The organism is Brevibacillus sp. B_LB10_24 (assembly GCF_046036945.1).
In the GTDB taxonomy this organism is placed as follows: Bacteria; Bacillota; Bacilli; order Brevibacillales; family Brevibacillaceae; genus Brevibacillus_C.
In genome coordinates, this window is sequence record NZ_JBJQOQ010000009.1 from 25,543 (window position 1) to 48,984 (window position 23,442).

The 23,442-nt window shown below is 49.3% G+C and carries 19 protein-coding genes and 1 pseudogene; 5 read left to right on the forward strand and 15 right to left on the reverse strand.

Going from position 1 to position 23,442, the window contains the following annotated elements; genetic code table 11:
• Window positions 1-47: 47 nt before the first annotated feature.
• From ACI7RC_RS10530 to ACI7RC_RS10555, 6 genes are all read right to left on the reverse strand, one after another.
• Window positions 48-1,001: a helix-turn-helix transcriptional regulator gene (locus ACI7RC_RS10530; RefSeq protein ID WP_408108199.1), complete on the reverse strand. Its 954-nt coding sequence runs from the start codon at window positions 999-1,001 to the stop codon at window positions 48-50.
• An 80-nt stretch (window positions 1,002-1,081) separates the two neighbouring features.
• Window positions 1,082-2,194, reverse strand: coding sequence for a GGDEF domain-containing protein (locus ACI7RC_RS10535; RefSeq protein WP_408108200.1), 1,113 nt, complete (start codon window positions 2,192-2,194; stop codon window positions 1,082-1,084).
• 202 nt (window positions 2,195-2,396) lie between these two features.
• The gene (locus ACI7RC_RS10540) at window positions 2,397-3,257 is read right to left on the reverse strand and encodes a class II fructose-bisphosphate aldolase (RefSeq protein WP_408108201.1); all 861 of its coding nucleotides are present in this window, start codon (window positions 3,255-3,257) and stop codon (window positions 2,397-2,399) included.
• Window positions 3,257-3,628: a cupin domain-containing protein gene (locus ACI7RC_RS10545; protein WP_408108202.1), complete on the reverse strand. Its 372-nt coding sequence runs from the start codon at window positions 3,626-3,628 to the stop codon at window positions 3,257-3,259. Before ACI7RC_RS10545 ends, ACI7RC_RS10540 begins: the two co-directional genes overlap by 1 nt.
• Before the next feature lie 29 nt (window positions 3,629-3,657).
• The gene (gene lsrK / locus ACI7RC_RS10550; RefSeq protein WP_408108203.1) at window positions 3,658-5,217 is read right to left on the reverse strand and encodes an autoinducer-2 kinase; all 1,560 of its coding nucleotides are present in this window, start codon (window positions 5,215-5,217) and stop codon (window positions 3,658-3,660) included.
• On the reverse strand, window positions 5,217-6,137 hold the full coding sequence (locus ACI7RC_RS10555) for a sugar-binding transcriptional regulator (protein WP_408108335.1): 921 nt from the start codon (window positions 6,135-6,137) through the stop codon (window positions 5,217-5,219). The genes lsrK and ACI7RC_RS10555 overlap by 1 nt, the downstream gene beginning before the upstream one ends.
• A gap of 266 nt (window positions 6,138-6,403) precedes the next feature.
• On the opposite strand from ACI7RC_RS10555, the gene lsrA reads away from it, so the two are divergent.
• From lsrA to lsrB, 4 genes and pseudogenes are all read left to right on the forward strand, one after another.
• A complete protein-coding gene (gene lsrA / locus ACI7RC_RS10560) occupies window positions 6,404-7,948 on the forward strand; it encodes an autoinducer 2 ABC transporter ATP-binding protein LsrA (protein WP_408108204.1) in 1,545 nt (514 codons plus the stop codon).
• Window positions 7,948-8,886 (forward strand): annotated as a pseudogene (locus tag ACI7RC_RS10565) (ABC transporter permease subunit); the annotation flags it as partial. The gene lsrA and the pseudogene ACI7RC_RS10565, both read left to right, overlap by 1 nt.
• A 92-nt stretch (window positions 8,887-8,978) precedes the next feature.
• Complete coding sequence (locus tag ACI7RC_RS10570; RefSeq protein WP_408108336.1) at window positions 8,979-9,962, forward strand: ABC transporter permease; 984 nt, start codon at window positions 8,979-8,981, stop codon at window positions 9,960-9,962.
• Window positions 9,963-10,006: 44 nt separating this feature from the next.
• The gene (gene lsrB / locus ACI7RC_RS10575) at window positions 10,007-11,146 is read left to right on the forward strand and encodes an autoinducer 2 ABC transporter substrate-binding protein LsrB (RefSeq protein WP_408108205.1); all 1,140 of its coding nucleotides are present in this window, start codon (window positions 10,007-10,009) and stop codon (window positions 11,144-11,146) included.
• Here lsrB and ACI7RC_RS10580 read toward each other — a convergent pair.
• A complete protein-coding gene (locus ACI7RC_RS10580) occupies window positions 11,112-11,771 on the reverse strand; it encodes an RraA family protein (protein WP_408108206.1) in 660 nt (219 codons plus the stop codon). The genes lsrB and ACI7RC_RS10580 overlap by 35 nt on opposite strands.
• 569 nt (window positions 11,772-12,340) lie before the next feature.
• Between ACI7RC_RS10580 and ACI7RC_RS10585 the strand changes: the two genes are divergently transcribed.
• On the forward strand, window positions 12,341-13,294 hold the full coding sequence (locus ACI7RC_RS10585; protein ID WP_408108207.1) for an LCP family protein: 954 nt from the start codon (window positions 12,341-12,343) through the stop codon (window positions 13,292-13,294).
• A gap of 248 nt (window positions 13,295-13,542) precedes the next feature.
• Here ACI7RC_RS10585 and ACI7RC_RS10590 read toward each other — a convergent pair whose 3' ends face one another.
• The 8 genes from ACI7RC_RS10590 to ACI7RC_RS10625 all read right to left on the reverse strand — a co-directional run bounded on the left by ACI7RC_RS10590 (window position 13,543) and on the right by ACI7RC_RS10625 (window position 23,281).
• Complete coding sequence (locus ACI7RC_RS10590) at window positions 13,543-13,995, reverse strand: hypothetical protein (RefSeq protein WP_408108208.1); 453 nt, start codon at window positions 13,993-13,995, stop codon at window positions 13,543-13,545.
• A 579-nt stretch (window positions 13,996-14,574) separates the two neighbouring features.
• On the reverse strand, window positions 14,575-15,915 hold the full coding sequence (locus ACI7RC_RS10595) for an MFS transporter (RefSeq protein ID WP_408108209.1): 1,341 nt from the start codon (window positions 15,913-15,915) through the stop codon (window positions 14,575-14,577).
• 90 nt (window positions 15,916-16,005) lie between these two features.
• Window positions 16,006-17,676 (reverse strand): thiamine pyrophosphate-dependent enzyme, encoded by a 1,671-nt coding sequence (locus ACI7RC_RS10600; RefSeq protein WP_408108210.1) that lies wholly within the window; start codon window positions 17,674-17,676, stop codon window positions 16,006-16,008.
• Window positions 17,677-17,799: 123 nt separating this feature from the next.
• Window positions 17,800-19,509: a dihydroxy-acid dehydratase gene (gene ilvD / locus ACI7RC_RS10605; RefSeq protein ID WP_408108211.1), complete on the reverse strand. Its 1,710-nt coding sequence runs from the start codon at window positions 19,507-19,509 to the stop codon at window positions 17,800-17,802.
• A gap of 97 nt (window positions 19,510-19,606) precedes the next feature.
• Window positions 19,607-20,566 (reverse strand): hydroxyacid dehydrogenase, encoded by a 960-nt coding sequence (locus ACI7RC_RS10610; RefSeq protein ID WP_408108212.1) that lies wholly within the window; start codon window positions 20,564-20,566, stop codon window positions 19,607-19,609.
• Between the two features lie 226 nt (window positions 20,567-20,792).
• The gene (locus ACI7RC_RS10615) at window positions 20,793-21,719 is read right to left on the reverse strand and encodes a dihydrodipicolinate synthase family protein (protein WP_408108213.1); all 927 of its coding nucleotides are present in this window, start codon (window positions 21,717-21,719) and stop codon (window positions 20,793-20,795) included.
• The gene (locus ACI7RC_RS10620; RefSeq protein ID WP_408108214.1) at window positions 21,719-22,513 is read right to left on the reverse strand and encodes an HpcH/HpaI aldolase family protein; all 795 of its coding nucleotides are present in this window, start codon (window positions 22,511-22,513) and stop codon (window positions 21,719-21,721) included. The genes ACI7RC_RS10615 and ACI7RC_RS10620 overlap by 1 nt, the downstream gene beginning before the upstream one ends.
• An 84-nt stretch (window positions 22,514-22,597) precedes the next feature.
• Window positions 22,598-23,281, reverse strand: a complete 684-nt coding sequence (locus tag ACI7RC_RS10625) for a GntR family transcriptional regulator (protein ID WP_408108215.1) — start codon at window positions 23,279-23,281, stop codon at window positions 22,598-22,600.
• Window positions 23,282-23,442: the final 161 nt, after the last annotated feature.

Here is a 23,442-nt window from a genome sequence, read left to right on the forward strand (position 1 = left end):
CGAAAAGAGCCGCAGGGAAAATCAAATACTGCCAGAGAACCTCAGTTCTACTGACAGTATTTGGCTACTATTTCTTCATACTCCGCGAGCAGCTTTGCGCGATGCTCCTGCGGCTCAAGCAATTCGGCATCTTTTCCGTACTGCTTCATCCACCGGAGGAATTCTTCTGTTCCGCGAGTGGTGACGATCAACAGCAGTGATCCATCCTGTTCATCGATAAATTCCGGCCTGAAATCGTACCTGTGCTCTTTGATATAGCGAGCCACGTCCCTGGAGAAGCGAACCTTAAACGTTACCTCCTCGGTCTCCGCTTTGATCCCCCATACCTTATCCAAAAATTGATCGATCTGAAAATCGTCTCCGATGCGAAACTTCTTGTCCGTCAATGCGATGGAATGAAACCGGCTCAGGCGGAAGGTCAGCACATCCTCACGCAGGTGGCAGTAACCGATCAGGTACAGGTAGCCTCCGCGGGGTACCAGGTAATAGGGGTCGATCGTGCGCGCGGTCAAGTCTTCCCGGGACATGGTGTAGTATTCGCATGAGATGGCGACGCCTTGAATGATCGCCTCAATCACTCTTTGCATGATCATGTCCTGTTCGGGATTCATCTGCTCTGTACGAATTCTGATGCGCTTCCCCAACTGCAGGAGGTTATCGTTTACCCGAAAACGGGTGAGGATCTTCTCCATCGCGGATTGAAAGGAACTTTGAAACGGATGTCCTTTTAACCTTGTCTGCCCCGAAAGGATCGGGTAGAGCGAAATCGCCAGGTACTCTTCGGCTCCAAGCTGCCCGGGGGTCTGTATATAACGGTCGATCAGGCAATACCCCTTGTTTCCTTCCAGCATGATTTGGATCCCGCATTCATCCAGTTGTTTGATGTCACGGTAGATGCTTCTCACCGACGCCCCGGCCAGCTTCGCCAGCTCAGGGGCGGTAATTCCCGGCCGCTGCTGGATCGTCGTCAGGATGAAAAACAAGCGTTGTACCTTGTCCAAGTCGTCACCTCGTCAATGGGAAATACCTCCCATATAGTATTCTTGAAACCAGTCCCATTTCCTCTCTGCGCTGCGGCGTTTCAGTCCTGCCAGCAGGCAATCCGGTTTCTGCCGTCTCTCTTGGCTTGATAGAGCGCCTTGTCCGCACAAATGAGGAGCTCCTTCTTGGTGATGCAGCGATTGGAGTCCACGGTGGCAATGCCCATGCTGACGGTGACATGCCTGCCGGCAGCGGGACTCGGATGGGGGATGGAGAGTTCTTCCATCCCGGCCTGAATTCTCTTCGCGACTTGCAGCGCCCCCTTCAATTCCGTATCGGGAAGCACGACGCAAAACTCCTCGCCGCCATATCGAGCCGCGATATCGCCCGTGCGGTACAACAGTTGGCTGATTTTTTGCGCAACCTGTTTCAGGCAGGTATCTCCTGCCATATGGCCCATATGATCGTTGTACTCTTTGAAAAAATCTACATCTATCAAAATCAGCGATACCGGTCTGTTGCGCCTGATCTCTTCGGACAGGTATTCATCCATGAACCGGCGATTGTAGATTCCGGTAAGGTCATCCGTCAATGCCAGCCGCTGCAGGATCCTGTTTTGCCGCTGAAGCTGAATCTCCCGCTCAACGGAATCGCTGATAACTTCCAATGTCGTCATGTGAAAGGGAGTCGTGTGGGCAAGCGTGGTCATCAAACCGATGGTCCCCAATAGGTTCCCGTGTTCCCGGTCGTAAAACGGCACCGAATAACAGGCTGTATCTGACAAAATATCCAAAAAATGTTCTTTTCCAATCAGCTTGTATTGTCTGCCCAGCCTCAAAGCCAGATTGATCGAGGAGAGCTCGTCCAGAATTTTTTTCCCTGTCCCGAGGCCCAATTTACGCATCTTCGCCAAAATCGATTCGTCACCCAGAAGTTCAAGGAAATATCCCTCTTTGTCCGTTACGGTAAAGGCAATAGGGACGCCTGGCACCGTATCGAGAATGCGCCGCAAACACGATCTGACCATCTCCAGATAAGAACGGTATTCCTTGAGCCTTTTTTCTAAATCGCTCTTTTCCAAGGAGTGAACAACCGGCAGCGATAAAGGGTCTCTGTTTGCTTCCAACTGTCTCCTCCTGATCTCCTGGATACGAAATAGCTCTTCGGTCATATCGATTCCCCCCTGTAGCAGCATGTAATCGATCTTCTCCATCTCTCCTCGCTATGTATGAGTATACATCTAGATATGACAGATATTGTCAGGGAACAACAGTTCTAAGGAATCGCTTGTTGTTCTTGTCATGAGTCTATTTTCCTATTTTCAACTAGAACCATCGTAATTCCTTTTTCACAAATGACAAAACCTGCCAGAGAACAAAATGTTCTGCTGACAGGCATCTTCGCCATAGATGTATTTAAGCCTTGCCATCGCTTCCCCAAACCTGAATCTTTTCTTCTACGATTGCTTGTACGCTGGAACGGATGCCGCCCAATACTCTTGTGATATGGGCCGTATCCGGATCTTCCGCCAGTTGTTTGCGGATCGCATTCACCGCCGCCTTCGACAGCTCGGCGTAGTAGTTGATTTTGCACATGCCGCTTTCGACCAACTCCCGGTAGGTATCTGTCGACAATCCCGAACCTCCGTGAATCACCAGCGGTACGTGGGCGGCATCGCGAATCTCCCGCAGCCGCTGAAAGTCGATGCGCGGTTCCCCCTTCAGCAGTCCGTGTACGGTCCCGACGGAAACCGCCAGACAATCCACTCCTGTCGCTTCCGTAAAGCGGGCCGCTTCGCCCGGTTCCGTATAGATCGGTTCTTCACTGGTGTAGCGGGAGCCATGATCTCCCTCATGGCCTGCCACATACCCCAGCTCGCCTTCTACGGAAACGCCGACGGCATGGCAGATTTTCACGACCTCCCGGGTTAAGCGGATATTCTCTTCCAACGGCAGGTGGGCGGTGTCGATCTGGACGCTGCTAAACCCCAGCCGGATGGCCCGAAGCGCCATCTCCACGTCTGTCCCGTGATCCAGATGCAGGGCGACCGGTATCGGGGCTGCTTCCGCCAGATTGACCAGGCTGGGGGCAAGGGCCTCCATGTTCACGTAGTCAAAATGGACAGCTGCCGTGCTCAGGATGACGGGAGCGGACTGGGCTGCAGCACCCGCGAGTATCGCTTCGGCAAATTCCAGGTTGATCAAATCAAAAGATCCGATTGCATACGCGCCGCGACGGGCTTGCGCCAGCATCTCATTCATATTGACAAGTGCCATCATTTCCCTCCTGAACGCTGAATTGCCGGATTTTCCACTTCGACGTAATCCCGTTCTGTCACGTGCGGCGCTTTGACAAATACGGCCTTGAAGTCGGCATCGTAGGGATTGATCAGATAGTGCGCTTCCCGCTTGTCGCAGCGCAGCAGATCGCCTTTTTCCAACGTATGCAGGCTGCCGTCGACGTAAAAGTCCACTTTCCCCTCCAGGACAAAGAAATTTTCTTCGTAATGCTCGTGGTAGTGATTCTGGAATTCCTGTCCCGGCTTTAACACGACGATGCCAAACTCGATTTGCGAACCCCGCATGAGGTATTTAGGCCCGTGGTCCCCAAAACGGTACTCCGATTCCGATTCATGTACCTTGTACAAGAGCAATCCCTCCACTGTTGTTTCATTTTTTATAGACCAGGCGCTTTCCACATGTGGGTGGTAACGCCTCTGTCAGCGAGCGGCAGCTGTGCGGAATAAACCTCCCGCCAAGTGGCGAACAGTCCCGCATACGTCTGGTGATGCGCCATGTTGGGCTCGTGAACCCGCTCCCAACGCACCAGCCTGGTTGCGGCTTCGTCAATCGAGGCGTACAATCCGGCCCCGACTCCGGCAATGATCGCCGTGCCTAAAGCGGCCGCTTCCTTGACCACTGGCACCTTTACCGGGACGCCCAGCACATCGGCCAATATCTGACTCCACAGCACGCCCTTGGCCGCTCCCCCGGCAAAAATCACTTCCTGCGGAAAATACCCGGTTGCATGTTCAATAATTTTCAGATTTCCGAGGGTAACATAGGCCGCATTCTCCTGCAGAGCCCGGAACAGCTCTTTTTTCCCGCATACGGCAGGGTCGAGACTCAGATTGATGAAGGAAGGCGAGGCGTGCCGCCAGGAAATGTAATTCATCACGTCGGAGAATATCGGCATGATGCCATGGGAGCCGACTGGCACCTGTCTCGCCTGCTGTTCCAGCAATTCGTAGGCGTCGACGCCAGTCCTTTCGGCCATCCACTTTTCCAGCTCGCAAAACGCATCGCGAAACCAGCGCATGACCAGGCCGGGGAAAAACGCGATCGCTTCCATTTGCCATAAATTCGCAATTGCGTGGCAATTGACGCGGATGCGGTTTCCGCTGTCCACCACCGGCGCAGCTACATTTACTTCCTGCTGCCAGAAGCTGCCCCCGCAGACAAAGGTTTGTCCTGCTTTCACCGCCCCCACGCCAACGGACGCCATTTGGGCATCGCCGCCGCCGCTTGCGACCGGCGTCCCTTCCGCCAGTCCGGTCAACTCCGCAATTTCCCTGCTGATATGCCCGATAATCGTTCCGCCTTCATTGACAACGGGAAAAATCGTATCCTTCAGCCCGCATGATGCCGCTATATCCGGATTCCAGCTTCGCGACTCCAGGTCGAAAATCCCGGTGGTGCAGCCATTGGACGGGTCGGTCGACAGCTGGTTGGTCAGCTTGTACAGGATCCAATCATTGATCATCGAGATGCAGGCAATCTGCTGATACATCTCCGGCTCCCTGTTTTTCAGCCAGAGAAGCCGCGGCAGCGCTCCCAGGGCGAAGGTTTGCCCAGAGAGCCTGTAGATCCGCTGCTCCAGCTCCGCATCCAATGCCCGTAATTGGCTGACTTCCTCCGCCGCTCTGGCATCGACATTGGCACAAGCCCACAATTCCTTTCCATGGGAATCGTAGAGGACAAATCCTTCGCGAAAGCTGGTTGCGCTGATCGCTTTGATGTCTCCCGGGCGGATCCCCGACTTGCTCATGACGCCTGCGATACACTGCTTGACCCTCTCCCAGTTCAATTCCGTGTCAAAGTTCATCGATCCCGGATAACGCGGATCTGCTAGATGGGTCCATTCCTGCTGGACCGATGCGATTTGGTTGCCGTCAAGGTCGAACAATACCGCCCGAATGCTGCCTGTGCCTGCATCCAGCGCCAATAAGTAGGCCATTATTCGCTCACCTCCTGTTTTAATAGCTCCAACGCCGTTTGCTCATCCGTGATCAACGTATCGAGATACCCTCCCCTCAGCGCCCCGAAAATGGCGGCGATTTTGTGCTGGCCTCCCGCTACGCCAATGACATTTTGCATGTTTTTCAAGCGGTCCAGCTGAACGCCGACGATCCGGCGGTGATGGGGCAAATCAAGGACGGTGCCGTTTTTATCGTAAAACTGCCCCAGGATATCCCCTACAGCGTTCTGCTTCTGGATGTAGGCCAGCTCATTGAGCGTCATTTTTTCTTCTTTTATAATCGTAGATTCGGAGGACAGGCCGCCGATCCCGATTACAGCGTAGCTGATGATATTGCCCAATTCCAAAATCTCCTTCACAGCCGGCTCGGACAGGATATTGGCACACATCTCCTCCGTGGAGGCCAACAGGGGCGAGGGAATCACGAACAGCCGGCCGTTGAATTTATCCAGCTTGACATCGTACTGGTCGTATTTGTTGTGAAAATAATAGTAATTCACCCCGCCAGTCAGGGTAACGACAGAGATGTTGTCATCGGGATTGATCGACAGGTGTTGAATCGTCCGGGCGACCGCATCCCCCCAGCCGAACCCGATAAAGTCATTCGGCTGCAGCCTTTCCTCCAAGTACTGCGCGGCTGCCTTTGCCAATGAATCGCTCATGTTCTCGCGCGGCGTCGGGATGATGAACGCATCTTTCAGCTGAAATCTCTGCTTGAATTCGTGTTCAATCTCCAGGCAATTTGCTGTCTGGCCTTTAATGTGGAACTGAACGATGCCCTCCGTCCGCACCTTTTCCAAGATGCGCACAATTTTATTGCGGGAGATGTTCAACTTGGCAGCGATCTGATCCTGTGTGAGATTTTCTTTATAGTAATACCAGGCGACCCGGACAAGCATGCTTTCTGAGTAGATGTTTTTATCCTGCAACTGTATCAACCTTTCAACAAAAAAATAAATACAAAACAATTGTTCAATTTAATTCAGAGTATAAATGGCCGATATGTGATAGTCAATTGAAAATTTTTTGATTATTTCTAAAATAATTATTGACTGTACTATTCCTCCCCACTATATTATTAGCTAAATCTCATTTTTCCACTTTTCAAAAAATGAACAAAAAATCACTTCGACAACAAATATGCAAAAGTAGGTGATCAAATTATATGGCTATCCCGCTTCCAGATTCCGCATGCCTGATTTCCTTGCAAGGGATCTGCAAACAGTTTTCCGGCAATGCGGTGTTAAAGGGCGTCGATCTGAAACTGCATCCGGGAGAAATCTTTGCTCTGGTAGGAGGCAATGGAGCAGGAAAATCCACTCTGATGAAAATCATTACCGGATTGTACCAGCCGGATTCCGGCACCATTGCGATGCACGGCCGCAGCGTCCGCATCGCCAATCCGAAAGAGGCGCACGAGCTCGGGATCTATCTGGTGCCGCAAGAACCGTTGATCTTTCCCAACATGACAGTAGAAGAAAACATCCTGATCGGCATGTCCGAAAAGACGGCGGACTTGCAGCGCAAACTGCAGGGAATCATGGCCCACTTAAGCTGGAATCTGCGTCTCGATCAGGTGGCCGGAACCTTGTCCATCGCGGAGCAGCAGTTGGTGGAAATTCTGCGGGGACTGATTCGGGAAGCGAAAATCCTCATTTTAGATGAGCCTACCTCCACGCTGACGTTCGGAGAAATTGCGTCTCTGTTTCAAACCCTGCGCCGCTTGTGCGACCAGAGCATGGGCATATTCTACATTACCCACAGGTTCTCGGAAATCTTTCAGTTGGCCCATACCGTTGCGGTCCTGCGCGATGGCATGATCACCGCTGCGGGACCCGTGCAAAACTTCACCCATCAGATGCTGCTCGAAGGGTTATTGCCTCCTCAGGCGGCACAACCGTCGAAGGCGGCGGATCAGCCGACAGCACCGCAAGCAATCGAGCCTTCCCGTCACACGTCTGCTGACGTTCCGCTGCTTGCTGTCCATGGCTTGAGTGGAAAGGGATTTCATGAGCTCTCGTTTCAGGTACACCACGGCGAAGTGTTCGGGATTGCCGGCGTCGTCGGCGCCGGACGAACCGAGTTGGCGGAAGCGATCTTCGGAGTTGCCGAATGGGATCGCGGCGACGTGCTGTTGGATGGAGCGTCGCTAAAACGCCGATCGATCCGCCAGCGCATCAAGGACGGCCTGGTTTACGTCCCGGAAGACCGCCATGCACACGGGATTTTTTCCATCGCCGGCATCAGCCAGAACATGACCTCAACCATTCTGCATCGCCTCACCCGCTGGTTTCTGCCGCATCGCAAAGAACGCGAGGTCGCCCAGGAGTTTATCGGCAAGCTGCAGATCAACTGCACCGGCGAGCGGCAGCAGGCAGGCTCTTTGTCCGGCGGAAATCAGCAAAAGGTGGTGCTGGCGAAATACCTGGCGGCTGCACCAAAGCTGATGATACTGGATGAACCGACGCGGGGTATCGACGCCAGCGCCCGCTCGGATATCTACCGGATCATCTCGGAAATCCGTCAGCACGGGATGGGGGTTATCCTGATCTCTTCCGATCTGGAGGAAATCGTCCAGTTGAGCGACAGGGTCATGGTCATGTTCGAGGGGAAAATGACCGCGATGATGGAAAAACCTCAGATTACGGTAGACAGCATCACCACGGCTGCTTTTGGTGTAAGCAAGGAGGTTGCGGCTGTATGCCATTAATTTCCAGATTATTCCGCATTCGGGAACTGTCAATCCTGTTCTTCCTGTTTGCTTATCTGATCATTGTCGGACTGATAAATCCTGACTTTCTCACAGGCGATACACTTGCTTCCATCTTGAACAACAGCATGATCCTGTTAGTCCTGGCGATCGGCCAAACCTTTGTTCTGCTGACGAAAGAGATCGATGTCTCGGTCGGCTCAATCATGGGCTTGTCCGCTGTGCTGTGCGGCATGCTGCTGGTCAGCGGCACGCCCATCTGGGTGATGATCCCCCTTGTTCTGGCTGGCGGCGCCTTGACCGGGCTGATCAATGGAATCGGCGTGGCAAAGCTCCGCATCCCTTCGATCATCATGACACTGGGCATGCTGGGGACGGCAAAAGGGGTGATGCTGGTACTGACGGACGGAAAGTGGATCGAAGACATCCCCAACGCCTACAAGCAGTTGGCAGGGATAAAACTGCTCGGCATCAATCTGGTTGTCTGGATCGTGCTTTTCCTGATGCTCATCTCCCATTTCCTGCTTGCACGCACCCGGCCTGGACGGTTTTTTTACGCTGTCGGCGACAACCAGGGCGGCGCTCATTTGCTCGGAATCCCTGTCAGCCGGGTAAAGCTGGCTGCCTTCGCCATTTCGGGAATCGCTTCCGCCATCGCCGGTTTGATCTACGTGATGAACATCGGATTTGTCCCCAATCAAACAGGCAGCGGCATGGAGCTGCGGGCTATTGCTGCCGCCGTCCTGGGAGGTGTCAGCCTGGCCGGCGGGGTCGGCACGACATTGGGGGCGGGAATCGGAGCGGTGTTTCTTACCTTGATCAGCAGTTCGCTGATTTTCCTAAAGATGGAGGCTTATTGGAATAACGCCATTCTCGGCTTATTGCTGCTCGTGATCGTCATCGGCGATAACCGGCTGCAGCAATATGCCAAAAGGCGGGCATCCAAACAGACAACAGCTCAGAGTGCAGCCATACCGGCGGCCCATCAGCAAATCCCGGCAGATGAGAAAGGAGGACGTCCATGATGAACATCTCAAGGATCGTGAGATGGGAGTTTTGGCTATGCGTGCTGCTGGCAGCCGAGATCCTTTGTTTTGGCCTGCTGAATCCCGGTTTTTGGGACGTCAGCTCGATTCTGTACAGCATGAATGACTTCATCTACATCGGACTTGCCGCTGTGCCGATGACATTCGTGATCATCACCGGGGGAATTGACGTCTCCGTCGGGTCGGTCATGGGCCTCACCTCGATCACGGTCGGGATGCTCTGGAGCTCAGGCGTAAACATCTGGGTCGCGGTGGCTCTCGCCTTGCTGGTCGGGATCGCGGCAGGGGCTGTCAACGGTTCACTCGTCGCATGGACGAATGTTCAGCCTCTCGTTATAACGCTTGGCGGCATGTTTCTGTTTTCGGGGATTGCGCTCGTCGTCTCTGGCGGCTCCAATGCCCAGGGATATGAAGGCATCAGCGGCTTTCCCGATTCCTTCGTCCAGTTGGCCAATGACAGCATACTTGGTCTGCCAAACCTGCTGCTGCTGTTTCTTGGCTCAACCGTCTGCTTTGGGGTCTTGCTCCATCTGACCCGGTATGGACGAAACGTCTATCTGGTCGGCATTAACGCAAAGACGGCCCGCTACAGCGGAGTGATGACCCGCTGGACAGTCCTTGGCACCTACATGCTGTCCGGGCTGGGCGCCGCCATCGGGGGAATCGTCCTCTCCTCCTACTTCGGCTCAGCCCGCTCCGACCTCGGCGCGGAAGCCGTCCTGCCCGTCATTACGGCCGTCGTCCTGGGGGGAACCAGCATTACCGGAGGGCGGGGAACCGTTTTTGGCACAGCCGTTGCCAGCATTCTGATCGGCTTGATGCAGTACGGCTTGCAGATGATCGATCTCTCCAGCCAGCAGACGACGATCGTCATCGGTCTCATGCTGATTCTGACCGTAGCCATCAGGCAGTTTCAGTGGGACAAGTGGAAAAGCGCGTTGCGCAAATACCGCCAGGCAAACACATAAAGGATTGAAATCGTGAATGAATAAAAGAAAAGGGGTTGAATGTCATGTACTGCCAAAGAACAAAAAGATTTCTGTTCCCGCTGCTGCTGTTGATCGTCTTGGCCCTGATTTCCGCCGGCTGCAGCAGTGCGCCGGCCAATTCCGGAAGCACAGCGGAACAACCGAAAGCCGTAAACGATAATGCAGGCTCACCTGGCGGCTCCCAACCAGCCGCTGCCAATCCGACTGAGAAGAAAAACGTCAAGCTTGCCTTTATCCCCAAACTGGTCGGTGTCGGCTTCTTCACCTCCGGCGGGGAAGGAGCGAAGGAGATGGCGGACCAATTGGGCGTGCAGCTCAAGTACGACGGCCCAACCGAGGCATCCGTTTCCGGACAGGTGCAGTTCATCAACAGCTTCGCCAATCAGAAGTACGACGCGATCATGATCTCCTCTACTTCCGTAGACGGCCTCAATCAGGCCTTGGCCCGGGCCAAGGAGCGCGGTACGAAGATCATCACCTGGGATTCTGACGTCAATCCGGAATACCGCTCTTTTTACATTAATCAAGGCACGCCCGAGCAGCTTGGCGACATGCTGATCCAGATGACGGCCGATCAGATCGGCGACAAGGGGAAAGTGGCCTTCTTCTACTCCAGCCCTACAGTTACCGACCAGAACCAATGGGTCGATCACGCCAAAAAAGTGATCGCGGAAAAATACCCGGGATGGGAAATCGTGACGACCCAATACGGCGAAAACGACGCGCAAAAATCGCTGTCTGTCGGCGAGGGCATCCTGAAGGCCCACCCGGACATCAACGCCGTCATCTGCCCGGATGCGACAGCCCTGCCGGCCATGGCACAGGCCGCCGAAAATCTGAACAAGAACGGCAAAGTCGTCATTACCGGTTTCTCCACTCCCAACGTCATGCGCGATTTTGTCAAACGCGGAACAGTTGACCGCTTTGGGTTGTGGGACGTGAAAAAGCAAGGGGCCTTGGCAGCGTATGTCGCCTACCTGATGACAGTGGAAAACAAGCAGTTGAAAGTGGGAGATTCGTTTGACGTGCCCGGTGTCGGTACAGTGAAAATTGAACCGAACACGATCCAGGGGTACACATACACGGCTGATGACAGCGGAATCATCCTGCTGCCGGAGAGGGTTATCTTCAATAAAGACAACATCGATAACTACAACTTCTAAGGAGGGTTGATGCCGCTGGCCGACCGGGGGCGTCCCGACACCTGTCAAGTCGGCGGGACGTCCCCGGACATTTTACAACAAGAGAGATTGCTTGCTTGTTGCGGAAAATTTCTCCTGCGACGATATCTACCGGGTATATGGCAACGTTTTTGATTCGAATCGGTACCTTGTACTCTTTCAGGCACCATCGCCCCAGTATATCAGCCGGTGTCGTGTACAAATGAAAGACAGGCAGCCCCAACTTATGGATGTTATCCACGTCGCGGACTCCGCCGTAAATAACGGCTCCCGCTCCGCCGCGGGCCTTGATCGCCGCAGCAGAAAGTTCCCCCAAATGCGAGCAAGTATCGTCATGCGGTTGGGTGATGACGACGTCGTTCTTTTTCACATCGCCCAATATTTTTAGCATGGGAACAAACACGACCTCGGGATCTTCCGAGTGGGTCGCCTCTCCCCTTACGGTCAATGCCGTTCCGTACAGATTCGCGTCCGGAGTCAATCCCTTTAGTTCTTTGGGAAGAACCTGGTTTTTGTATCCCAATTGGTCCAATGAATCTGAGATGGCTCCTGTGTATATCTTCGCAAACCGTGCAAGTAATTCGTCAGTACCGATCGTCTCTTTCATTGACATCCTTCCTCCTCGTCCGATTGGTTTCCAAATTTCAGATCATTGTCAGATCACATCGCAAGCCCAGCCCGGCTTATACGGAATGGAATACTCCCTATGCCCCAGAACCTCCGCTCTGGTCTGTTAGCCCCCCGCAACCTGCCAGACGTAATCGGCATGCCTGCCTTATCCAAAAGATAAAGTCCTGGATTTTCCGGTTTCTGGGATGTTTTTAAAATTCCGTCAATTGTCTTGCTGCCACAATATCTCTCACCCGGGCTCATTTTACACTTGTTTTTTTTACGAATTCCATCGCTCTTACACATTTGCCTAGTAGAATCATAGGTGTCGACGACATGGACATCACCTATCTACCCTCTGTGCTGCACCTCCATTTTAGGAGGTGCTTTTTTTGTCCTGTAACCGGTCCGGTTCTGAAACTGGCTGCCGGAAAATATTGCAACTTTTGATCTTTGTGAACTATAATGTGGGAAAATCTTCGACATTTTTTCAACAGAGAAAACGCAAAAAATGTCGATCCGGGCAATGGACAAGAAACTCATATACAGAGAGGATGGAGAGCAATCGTGCAAATCAAACTGCGGTGGATCGCGCTGTCTCTAGCAATCCCCATACTGCTGATCATGGGTTACTACGGCTATGCCTTTTTTCATTTTGCGATACAGATTAGCAATCCTGATGTGAGAAATGTAATCGATCTCCAGCCAGCGGAAAAGGAACCTCTGACGAATCAAATTCCAGAGTGGGAAGGCGACGAAAGAGTGAATATCTTACTTCTCGGCGGGGACGGCAGAAGCGATGACGACCCGGGCCGTACGGATACGATGCTGCTCGTTTCCATCGACCCGGTGACAAAAAAAATCCATGTCTTCTCGATCCTGCGAGATACCTACGTAAATATTCCAGACCACGGCAGCCAAAAGATCAATGCTGCCTTTGCCTACGGCGGGCCGGAGTTGTCTATGAAGACCGTCAGCGAGCTGGTAGGCCTTCCTATCCATTATTACTTTTACGTCGATCTTGAGAGTTTCATCAAACTGGTGGATTCCATCGGCGGTGTGGACCTGTACGTCGAGAAAAACATGAAGTATACAGACCCGAGCGACAAGCCGGAATATCAGATCAATTTAAAAGAAGGCATGCAGCATCTGGACGGCAATAAAGCCCTGCAGTACGTCAGATTTCGCCATGATGCCATGTCGGATTATACCCGAACCGAGCGCCAGCGGAAGTTTCTCATGGCCGTAGGGAAAAAGCTGCAGACGACATCCAGTTTGGTCGCACTTCCGAACATTTTGAATGAAATCGCTCCCTACATCGAAACGAACCTGGATCTAAAGAATATGCTCAAATTGGCCGTCCTTTGCTACAAAGTACAAACGGATTCCATCGTGACCGCCCAGCTCCCGCCCATGGAATTATTAAAAGAAGAGACCATCAAAGGTGCTGCCGTCCTTGTAGCCGATCCCGGCAAGCTCAAGGAATACGTCGCCAAACAACTGGCCGGCAGCAGTGAATGATCTGCCTGTTCACAGATACAGGAACCCTGGACAAAGCGTGACTGCTCGACCGGGGTTCATTTCATTTTTCACATATTTCTATACGAATTCCATCGCTGTTCCACATTTGTTTACTAGAATGATCAGTGTCGACGAAAGAATAAACCTTTCTCCCCCTCTAGCTGCACCTCCCCTTTGGAGGTGTTTTTGCTGAAAATAAACAGGAGCGGCGATCTTTCGCAAGACCGCCGCTCCCGTTGACCCTTCTCTTACTCTGCCGCCTTTTTTTCGGCCTCCGCCTTGTCCAACCGCTCCTGGAACAGGTTGCCCAGTTGGCCGATATCCACGTCCCATTTGTCATCCTTGTAGTACACCGTGGCTTTGGACTCTCCTTTTTTGCCGACGATCCGAATACTGTTCGTCTTCACCTCGTAATTGCCGTCGGGTTGGAACGAGATGTCTGCGTCTTTCAATTCGGCATCCAGCACCGGCTTGATCGTCTTCTGCACCACTTCCTGCGTCGCTTGCACCGCTGTGCGCCCCATGTTGAGAACCTCTTCCGGGCTAAACTGGAAAAACAGCACCAGCACCACTCCAATCGCCACCAAAACCGAGAGCAATCGAAACAGGCTGCGTATGATCCACTGGAAGGCCACAACGACCACCAGGAGAATAACCGCAATCGGCCAGTAATCTTTCACCAGTTGAAGCAGTTGTTCCACGTTCATCACTCCTCTACGATCCATTCTGCCACGGTCTGCTATGGTTAAACCTCTGACCAAATTTCTCCACTTATATAAGGACGAATGACTGCTTGCTTTGGTTACTCCCTTACGTGCAGCTGTCTTTTCTCGTAAACTCTATTATATGTCGAACGGAAACAGAATCACAACATGCGGACTATGGTTCTGCCTGATGGCTCTTCCTGCCGAACGCCAAAAAGAAACCTGCTCGGCTTACACAGTGCTTGAAGATCATAACTACCTGAGCACTTGTTTTGCTATAATGAACGTTCAATTGAACCCCCTTATAAAATTCATAAGGTGAACAAGTTGTGAAAACATAACATTTGTATATGAGACTTTCAATGGAGCGGAGGGATGGAAGCATGATCATTTTGGGGATGGATGAAATACGCGAAGAGGGGTCATGCGATTTATGCATAGAAATAGTTGCGAATTATTCGCAACTATTAATTTTTGTTCTATAATTGATCCTCGTTACATCAGCAAGCAAATTTTATATCATATCGCAAGGTTCTCTCCTTTAATGGGGAACCAGCGCAAAAAACCTATAGACTATTAAATAACTTTATTTAATTCAACACGCTTAATTTCACCAACAACGAGGAGATAACAAATTACCGCCACCAGCGCATTCACTCCTACAAAAACGAGAGCTCCATTGAATGATCCCGTTCCTTGTACAATGTAACCGATAATGATCGGTGTGGTAATTCCGGCAATATTACCGAACGTGTTGAATATCCCTCCACTTAAACCAGCCATCTCCTTTGGTGCAGTATCTGACATAACCGCCCAACCAAGTGCACCGATGCCTTTTCCAAAGAAAGCGAGTGACATAACAGCCACTACTACCCAATTTGTTTCCACATAGTTGGCAATGATCAAGCTCATCGATAATAACATTCCTAAAACAATCGGGATTTTTCTTGCTGACGTTAAGGAGTATCCTTTTTTTAGTAAAAAGTCTGAAAATATACCACCCAAAACCCCACCAACAAATCCGCATATCGCAGGGAGCGACGCGACAAAACCTGCTTTTAGAATTGACATGCCTCGTTCCTGAACCAAATAGACCGGAAACCATGTTAAAAAGAAATAAGTTAGAGTTGTTATGCAATATTGTGCTATATAAACGCCCATCAACATCCGATTCTTCAGTAGGCGTTTAAAATTTTCTGCTTTAACCGGTCTGTTGTTTGTGCTCTGTTCCATATTCACCAGAGCACCGCCTTTTTCAATATACTCTAGCTCAGACTGGTTCACCCAAGGATGTTCCTTTGGCCCATAGATCACTTTTAACCAAACCAAAGTCAACAACATACCAAGAACACCCATAACCCCGAAGTTAACCTGCCAACCAAATGAGTGGGTGAGCCAACCCAAAATGGGAGCAAAGAGTACAGTTGCAAAGTACTGTGCGGAATTAAAAATCGCCGCAGCTCGCCCACGTTCGTTGGATGGAAACCATGTTGCTGTGATTCGGCTGTTTGCGGGAAATGAGGGTGCCTCAGCAGCCCCAACAAGCAAACGTAAAATGAAAAGAAGTACAACAGCCGTACCCGCACTAAAAAAGCCGACAAATCCTTGCAATAAGGTAAAGAAAGACCATAGAAAGAGAGCTGCTGCATATACCATTTTCGAACCAAATCGATCCAGCAGCCACCCCCCGGGAAGTTGTGCAACCACATAGGACCAACCGAACGCTGAAAACACATACCCCATTGACACAGCATTCAAACCCAGATCTTTCTGTAATGCCGGTCCTGCAATGGATATGGTTGAACGATCGGCATAATTGATCGTGGTTACAATGAATAACATGAAAACGATAAACCACCGAATCCGGGTTGTTTTTGTTTCTGTGTTTGTTACACCCCTAGGACTTGTTTCTAACATATTTAATCCTCCCTTTTACATGTTTGATGAATGATTCGTCACCCTGATTGAATCAACTGACCAAAAGTCGGTGGTTTTGATCACTTTCTATCACTGTCTTACTCGATCTCTTAATTCATCAATCGTCTTCCCTACAGATACTCGTTCGGGGTCTACTCGAACTTCAATGACGGAAGGTTTTCCTGATTCTACGGCACGCAGCAGGGCAGACTTGAAGTCTTCATTTTTCTCTACAAGTTGCCCGTATCCGCCAATTTGTTTCATCCATTCCGAAAAATTGGGATTGGTCAATTCGGTAGCAACGATCCTTTTAGGGAAATGTTTTTCCTGGTGCATTCGAATGGTACCGAACATGTTGTTATTAGATACGATGGCGATCACAGGGATATTATGGCGAACCGCCGTTTCAAGCTCCTGTACCGTCATCATAAAACCACCGTCTCCAGAGAAGGATACAACCGTTTTATCAGGCTGAGCGACTTTTACACCAATGGCTGCAGGTAATCCGTAACCCATAGCTCCAGATGTAGGGCCAACGAAAGTGCCTTGTTCTTTAAATGAGTAGTATTTAGCCATCCACCCAAAGAAATTGCCAGCATCGCTTACATAGATGGTGTCGCTTGGGAGGTATTGCTGCAAATCCTGAATTACTGTTTCCAGCTGGACGAATTCACTCTTGTCCAATTTAGGAATCGTCGAGAATTCCTCGTACTTCTTTCTCGCTTGACGGACATATTCCTTACGGTCAAGTACTGGCGGTTTAGAGCCGAGGATAGCAAGAAGATCAACCATAAAATGCTTTACGTCAGACACTATACCGAGTGTGGGGCGATAAACTTTACCAATCTCGTCCACTGAAATGTCTACATGGATGATCTTATTTCTGGCACTAAACAGTGAATAATCTTGACTCGTAATCTGGGAAAATCGGGTACCGACCGCCAGTATGATATCTGCTTCCTGAACCAAGTCCACAAGATATTTAGGAGCACCGATTCCTAACGAACCCGCATAATTGGGGTGATCGTTGGGGAATGCATCAAATCGGCGGAAGGCAGTGGCTACGGGTATATCTAATTGTTCTGCAAGGGCAACTAAATGGGGCGTTGATTTGGTGCTGGTCACTCCACCTCCTGCAATAATGACAGGACGTTTCGCAGACTCAAGCAGTTCCCTTGCTTTTTCAACAGCAGCATAGTCCGGACGCGGCTTGGCATAAAAGGCAGATTCACCGAATTCAAACTCAGCCATTTCATCCAAAACATCCTGCGGCAGTGAAACCACCACGGGTCCCGGTCTCCCTGATCTAGCCATATGGAATGCACGGTGAACCAATTCAGGTACTCTAGCAGCATTGTTGATTTCTACTGTCCATTTCACGAGATAACTGAAATATTCAGCAAGGTCGATTTCTTGGAATCCTTCTCTACCGCGAAACTCTTTCTCCACTTGACCAATAAAAGCAACAACCGGTGTTGAATCTTGTTTAGCCGTATGCAAACCAATGGATAAATTAGTTGCACCCGGTCCTCTCGTAGCGAAGCATACGCCTACTTTTCCACTTGCCTTTGCGTACCCTTCTGTCATGAAGGAAACACCTCCTTCATGACGTCCGGTGATCAATTCGATCGTTGGGTGTTGGTACATTACGTTTAATACGCTTAAATAGCTTTCACCCGGTACGCAGAAAACTTTCTCTACTCCTTCTCTAACCATCACCTCCACTATGGCCTGAGCAGCAGTTAACTTTACCTTCGTCATATAATCCTCCTGTACGATTTTTTCTATGTAGCACATCTTCACAGAATTTTGGTGAATTCCGCACGATCATTTTGATCCAGTGGGTCAACCGGTCTTCTATAAATATTTTGTTTATTCGTAAAATTAGAATTGCCCTTTTCTTACGCTAGGCATATGTGTTCCAGGAACCGTTAAGATTGCTCCTTTATCCGCAGATGACACCATCGATGCATAGCGTGCCAGTACTCCGTGCTGAATCTTAGGCGGCTTCGGTACCCAATTCTCTTTTCTTTTTTGCAAGGTTGTTTCATCAACTAGCAAGTCAACACTGCGGTTTTCGATATCTATGGAAATGAGATCTCCTTCTTGCACAAAAGCAATCGGCCCACCCGCAGCAGCTTCAGGTGAAACGTGTCCAATGCAAGGTCCTCTCGTTGAGCCGGAGAATCGTCCATCCGTTACCAGGGCAACACTTTCACCGAGTCCAGTACCCATCAATACCGCAGTTGCTGCAAGCATTTCACGCATTCCCGGTCCACCCTTGGGTCCTTCGTAGCGAATGATAATCACATCGCCTTCCTTGATGTTATTTTTCTTCATGATCGCGTCAACTGCTTCTTCTTGGCTTTCGAATACTCTGGCAGGCCCTGTATGTTTTCGCATCTTACCGACCACGGCACCTTGTTTGACCACGCACCCATCTGGAGAAAGACTGCCTTTTAGGATTGCTAGACTTCCTTGATCTGAATACGCATTGGTCAACGGACGAATCACATTCGAATCCAGGTTTATGGTGTTCGCAACCGAGTCAGCAATTGTGATTCCGTATGCGGTTTTTTCTTCCATGTGAAGCAATGGTGAAAGCTCTTTTAGAATTGTGGGTACCCCACCAGCCTGCTCTACATCCCAAAGCGTATGTTTTCCAGATGGTTTGGCTTTGATTAATAACGGAGTGGTTCGGCTGATTCTCTCAAAATCATCTGGTGTGACGGAAATTCCTTGTTCTATAGCAATCGCTGGTAAATGCAACAGTGTGTTTGTCGATCCGCCGATGGCCATACATACGCGGATCGCATTTTCAAAAGCGCGCTCGGTCATTAAATCAGATGGTTTCAAGTCTTCTCTTACCATTTCTACGATCCGTTTCCCGCTTTGTTTAGCAATAAATGCCTTATTTTGTTCGATAGCATGAGAGGTTCCACAGCCTGGAAGGGATGCACCCATCACCTCTGCCAAAATGGACATCGTATTAGCCGTACCCATCATGGAACAAGAACCTGGCCCGCGAGTCACGTTGTCTTCCATTTCGTCGAACGCTTGCTGTGTCATTTCCCCTCTTTGCAGTTTCCCTGCTGCTTCACGAATTTCATAGATTGCTCGGCTTTCACCATCATACTTGCCTGGCATCATAGCTCCACCGGTAACGAGTAGAGAAGGAATGTTTAAACGGTACATGGCCATTAGCATCCCTGGAACGATCTTATCGCAACTGCCAAGCATGACTAACCCATCCAGACGTTGCGCCTCCGCTGTAATTTCGACGGAGTCAGCGATCGCTTCACGGCTGGGGAGTACGTAGTACATTCCGTCGTGACCTTGGGCAATTCCATCACACAACGCAATGACCCCGAACTCAAAAGGCAAACCGCCGGCTTCTTCGATTCCTTCCATGACGAGTTTGGAAAGACCATTTAAATGCACGTGTCCAGCATGCATGCCATTATAGGAATTTACCACTCCGATAAAAGGTCGGGACAATCTGTTCTTATGAACACCCGCTGCTTTTAGCAGGGCGCGTTGACCGCCTCGTTCCGGACCTTCCACTACTTCTCTGCTTCTTAAAATCCTCTCCATTTCATTTGCCTCCCTCATCTCAAGTATCAAGTAACAACATTCAAGCTCAACTCCAAAGTTTAACCCTGTTCTTGCGAATGCTCTGCTCTCGCTCCTTTTATATTGGATCGTTAACACAATGCCTGGGCTTGTCTCCATGAAGAACTCGTATAATCTCCTCGGCTGCACCAGTGGCCATATTCACTAACGCTTCCTTGGAATGAGCCGCCATATGAGGAGTAACGACAACCTGATCACACTGCCATAATGGGTGTTTTACTGGGGTGGGCTCCTCTTCGAATACGTCTAAAGCTGCACCTGCTATTTCACCTTCTGTGAGGGCCTTATATAGAGCCTTTTCATCTACCAATCCTCCGCGCGCACAGTTAATGAGGAATGCTGATTTTTTCATCTTTGAAAAGCTTTCCTCGTTGATGAAATGGTGCAAAGAAGCAAGGTACGGAAGATGAAGCGAAATGAAATCAGATTCTTTGTATAGTTCATCTACCTTGTCCACAAATTGAACATCCCTGAAATCCTCTTTGTTTTTGGCATAGGGGTCATACACCACGATTTGCATGCCGAAACCATCAAAACACTTTTTCGCCACAAGTTTACCAATGTTCCCGAAACCAATGAGGCCCAGTGTTCTCCCCTTTAGTTCTGTACCGATGAAAGTGTAACGTGCCTCATAATGTCCTTGACGAACCGCTTTATCCGCCCGATTGATGTTGTGAGCAAGAGAAAGAATCAATCCCACTGTATGCTCTGCGACCGAGTTGGTATTTGAATTCGGTGCATTACAAACATAGATGCCCTTTTCGTTTGCGAATTCCACATCAATGTTGTCCGTTCCAATCCCATGCTTTGCAATCACTCTCAGTTTGGTTCCTTTTTCCATTAATTCTCTAGAAATGGGAGCAGTTCTAACTAACATGGCATCACAATCCACGATGTATTTACATAAAGTTTCATGAGATGCATTTTCAGCGAACATAACTTCCATACCCGCATTGATTAACAATTCTGTGCCCTCCTGTGCAATGGGCTGTACAATTAGTACTCTAGGTTTTTGCATAACATCCCTCTTTCGATCAGTATCATAAAGTCTGGTTTTAAGTCTCCTTCTGTAATCGCTTCAAGGAACAGAATCGAAAACGACAACTTTAAAGCTTTACTGATATTTCATATATCAATCTCTGTTTAAATTTAAATAATTTTCTGAATTTTGTCAACAAATTAATATCTCCTATTCTAATTTGGTGCGATCACCCCGCAAAAATGTAAAATCCGTGGTATTCACCCTATTTCATCTCTTGTATAAGCAATCCCCAACTTCTCAGAATTTTGGTCACTTCTGCACGATCGATATCATCCAATGGATCTACCGGTTCCCTTGTCACACCTGCCGTAAGTCCGAGCTGATTCATGGCTTCCTTTACAACCACAACATTGTTGCCATTGTTATACTTGGCGCGCAGGTCTTCAAATGGCAGAGTATCCTCCCAAGCTTTCCAGGCTGTTTCGTGGTCCCCTTGCTGAAGGGCCGTGAGTATTTCAAAGGACTTCTCAGGGTATACATTGATTAAGCCAGATGTAAAGCCTTTGGCGCCGGAGTGAAAATAGAATGGTGCCCACTTTTCTGCAGTACCGCAGATCCAGGTGACATTGTGTTCCCTAGGTATCTCTCGAACCAGTTTAGTAAAACGCTGTAAATCGTTAACGGCGTACTTAACGGCCACCAATTTTTCTAAGGGAGCGAGTTCTTTAAGTACCTCGTCGCTAAGATTCGGATCCTTAAAGTAGATCACGCTAGGTATATCAAGAGCATCCATAATCTTTTTAAAATAAGAAATGGCACCGCGGTTCGTAATATAAGGGTGAATTGGTTGATGAATCATCACCGCGTCCGCCCCCACATCTTGGGCGTATTTTCCGAGTTCAATCGCCGTATCTGCGCCATAACCAATTCCTGCTAAAACAAGAGCCCCGCCATTCACGATTTCTACTACTCTTTTGATTTGTGCTTTTGCCTCGTCTAAAGTGAGAGAGTAAAATTCGCTCGTATTGCCACAAGGAACAATCACTTTCACCCCGTTCTCGAGAAGAAAACAAATGTTTTGTTCCAGTGCATCCCAGTCAATTTCCTTCGTATCGGGATAAAAAGGAGTCATACTGATAGCCGAAATCGTCTCAAATCGTTTGGCATACTCCGCATAGTTCCGTGCCATTATTTACTCACTCCTTGATTAATAATTTTCCCTTTTGCGGTATGGATATATTGTGAGAATGCATCGTTCATGAGGGAAGTTACGGTTAGACAAACGTAGTCCGCTCCCCATTCGCTGCGCATTCTCGCTCCTTTTCCATCCTTTGTGTGGATTCCGACAGATACACCTCGTTGTTTGGCTGATTGATAGATATCATCAATGGCTTTAAGTACCTCTGGATGATCCATTCTCCCGCCAAAGCCTAAAGAAACCGATAGATCCGTCGGGCCAATATAAACCATATCAATGCCTGGCACACTGAGAATCTCCTTTACATTATGTAAGGCTTTAGCGCTTTCAATATGAATGCAGACCAGTGTTTCGCGGTTAGCTTGGTCTAAATATTCATGTACAGGTATGGTTCCATACTTCGCAGCACGCATGGAAAAGGCAGCTCCCCTTTTTCCCGCCGGAGGGTACTTCACTGCTTCTACGACTCTTTGTGCTTCTTCTTTCGTATCGATTTGCGGAACATGAACACCATGAGCCCCACGATCCAAGGCTTTTAAAATTTCACCCGGCTCACTGGAAACGACCCGAACAAGCGGGGTGATACCAGCCAGCTCCGCAGCGATAACCATATGCTCCACATTTTCAGCGCTAAGAAGTCCGTGTTCGTTGTCGATCACAACCGTATCAAATCCGTTATAGGCCGCCATTTCTACCAACTGTGTCGAGGGAAAGCCTATAAAAACACCAAAAACCGTTCCTTGCTGATGATTGTTTGATTGCGCTTTCATCTTATTGTGAAACATGTTCATTTACCTCCCTCATTAGATGAAGAAACCGTTCGATCTCTACTCCATAGCGTAACCCTGTTCGTTCCAATTCCTTGTGGGTCATTCAACCTTCCATTTTTTCAAAACGTTTTCAGCCGTTCGTATAATGTGATTTTTCATCTGTATTTCTGCCAGCTCCGGGTTCCGATTTTTGATGGCCTCAAATACTTTCTTGTGTTCCGATAATCCTTCTTCAACCTCGTTGCCGTATTTGAGCGCCCGTTTACGGAATGCACGGTCAAAGGCGTTAACATTCATAAGCATTTGGAAAATAAAAGTATTTTTTGCAAAGGTGTTGATCAACGTGTGGAAACGGCTATTTTCCTCCGCAAGACGGTTCGTATCCTGTTGCTTTGAGAGTTCCTCCATCCGTTCCACTTGTTTACTTAGTTCGGCTATTTCTTCATCCGTAATCTTCGTTGCTGCAAGCTTAGCCATCAAACCCTCTAGATTTGCTTTTAATAGAAGCATTTCTTCAATGGAGGAATCCACCACAGGAGAAACGTAAGTGCCTTTTCGCGGCAAAGTTTCTACTAACCCTTCATGACTTAACATTCTTAGGGCTTCTTTTATAGGCGTTGTACTAATACCCATCATCTTGGCTAGTTCCCTTTCTTTTAGGTGAGAACCAGGTTTTAAGACTCCGCCTATAATCGCTTCACGAAGGGAATCCAAAGCAATATCTCGCAATGATTTAACATCCTGTGTATTTATCGCCAAATTCAGATCGGACTCGTTTAGCATGACATTCTCCTTACGATAAAATTGATATATGATATTTGGGATATCAGATTTTTATATCATTAATCTAGTTAAAAAACCGTTATTTGTCAATGTATTCTTAAAATTTTGTAAACTATCGTTTTGGGACACCCTCGTTTTTGTTTCTAATGCAAATTGGACTG

Coding starts and splice junctions, on each gene's coding strand:
- ACI7RC_RS10535 (WP_408108200.1), bottom strand. CDS start 2,194: ATGGAGAAGATCGATTACATGCTGCTACAGGGGGGAATCGATATGACC.
- ACI7RC_RS10540 (WP_408108201.1), bottom strand. CDS start 3,257: ATGGCACTTGTCAATATGAATGAGATGCTGGCGCAAGCCCGTCGCGGC.
- lsrK (WP_408108203.1), bottom strand. CDS start 5,217: ATGGCCTACTTATTGGCGCTGGATGCAGGCACAGGCAGCATTCGGGCG.
- ACI7RC_RS10555 (WP_408108335.1), bottom strand. CDS start 6,137: ATGCTTGTCCGGGTCGCCTGGTATTACTATAAAGAAAATCTCACACAG.
- lsrA (WP_408108204.1), top strand. CDS start 6,404: ATGGCTATCCCGCTTCCAGATTCCGCATGCCTGATTTCCTTGCAAGGG.
- lsrB (WP_408108205.1), top strand. CDS start 10,007: ATGTACTGCCAAAGAACAAAAAGATTTCTGTTCCCGCTGCTGCTGTTG.
- ACI7RC_RS10580 (WP_408108206.1), bottom strand. CDS start 11,771: ATGAAAGAGACGATCGGTACTGACGAATTACTTGCACGGTTTGCGAAG.
- ACI7RC_RS10595 (WP_408108209.1), bottom strand. CDS start 15,915: ATGTTAGAAACAAGTCCTAGGGGTGTAACAAACACAGAAACAAAAACA.
- ACI7RC_RS10600 (WP_408108210.1), bottom strand. CDS start 17,676: ATGACGAAGGTAAAGTTAACTGCTGCTCAGGCCATAGTGGAGGTGATG.
- ilvD (WP_408108211.1), bottom strand. CDS start 19,509: ATGGAGAGGATTTTAAGAAGCAGAGAAGTAGTGGAAGGTCCGGAACGA.
- ACI7RC_RS10610 (WP_408108212.1), bottom strand. CDS start 20,566: ATGCAAAAACCTAGAGTACTAATTGTACAGCCCATTGCACAGGAGGGC.
- ACI7RC_RS10615 (WP_408108213.1), bottom strand. CDS start 21,719: ATGGCACGGAACTATGCGGAGTATGCCAAACGATTTGAGACGATTTCG.
- ACI7RC_RS10620 (WP_408108214.1), bottom strand. CDS start 22,513: ATGTTTCACAATAAGATGAAAGCGCAATCAAACAATCATCAGCAAGGA.
- ACI7RC_RS10625 (WP_408108215.1), bottom strand. CDS start 23,281: ATGCTAAACGAGTCCGATCTGAATTTGGCGATAAATACACAGGATGTT.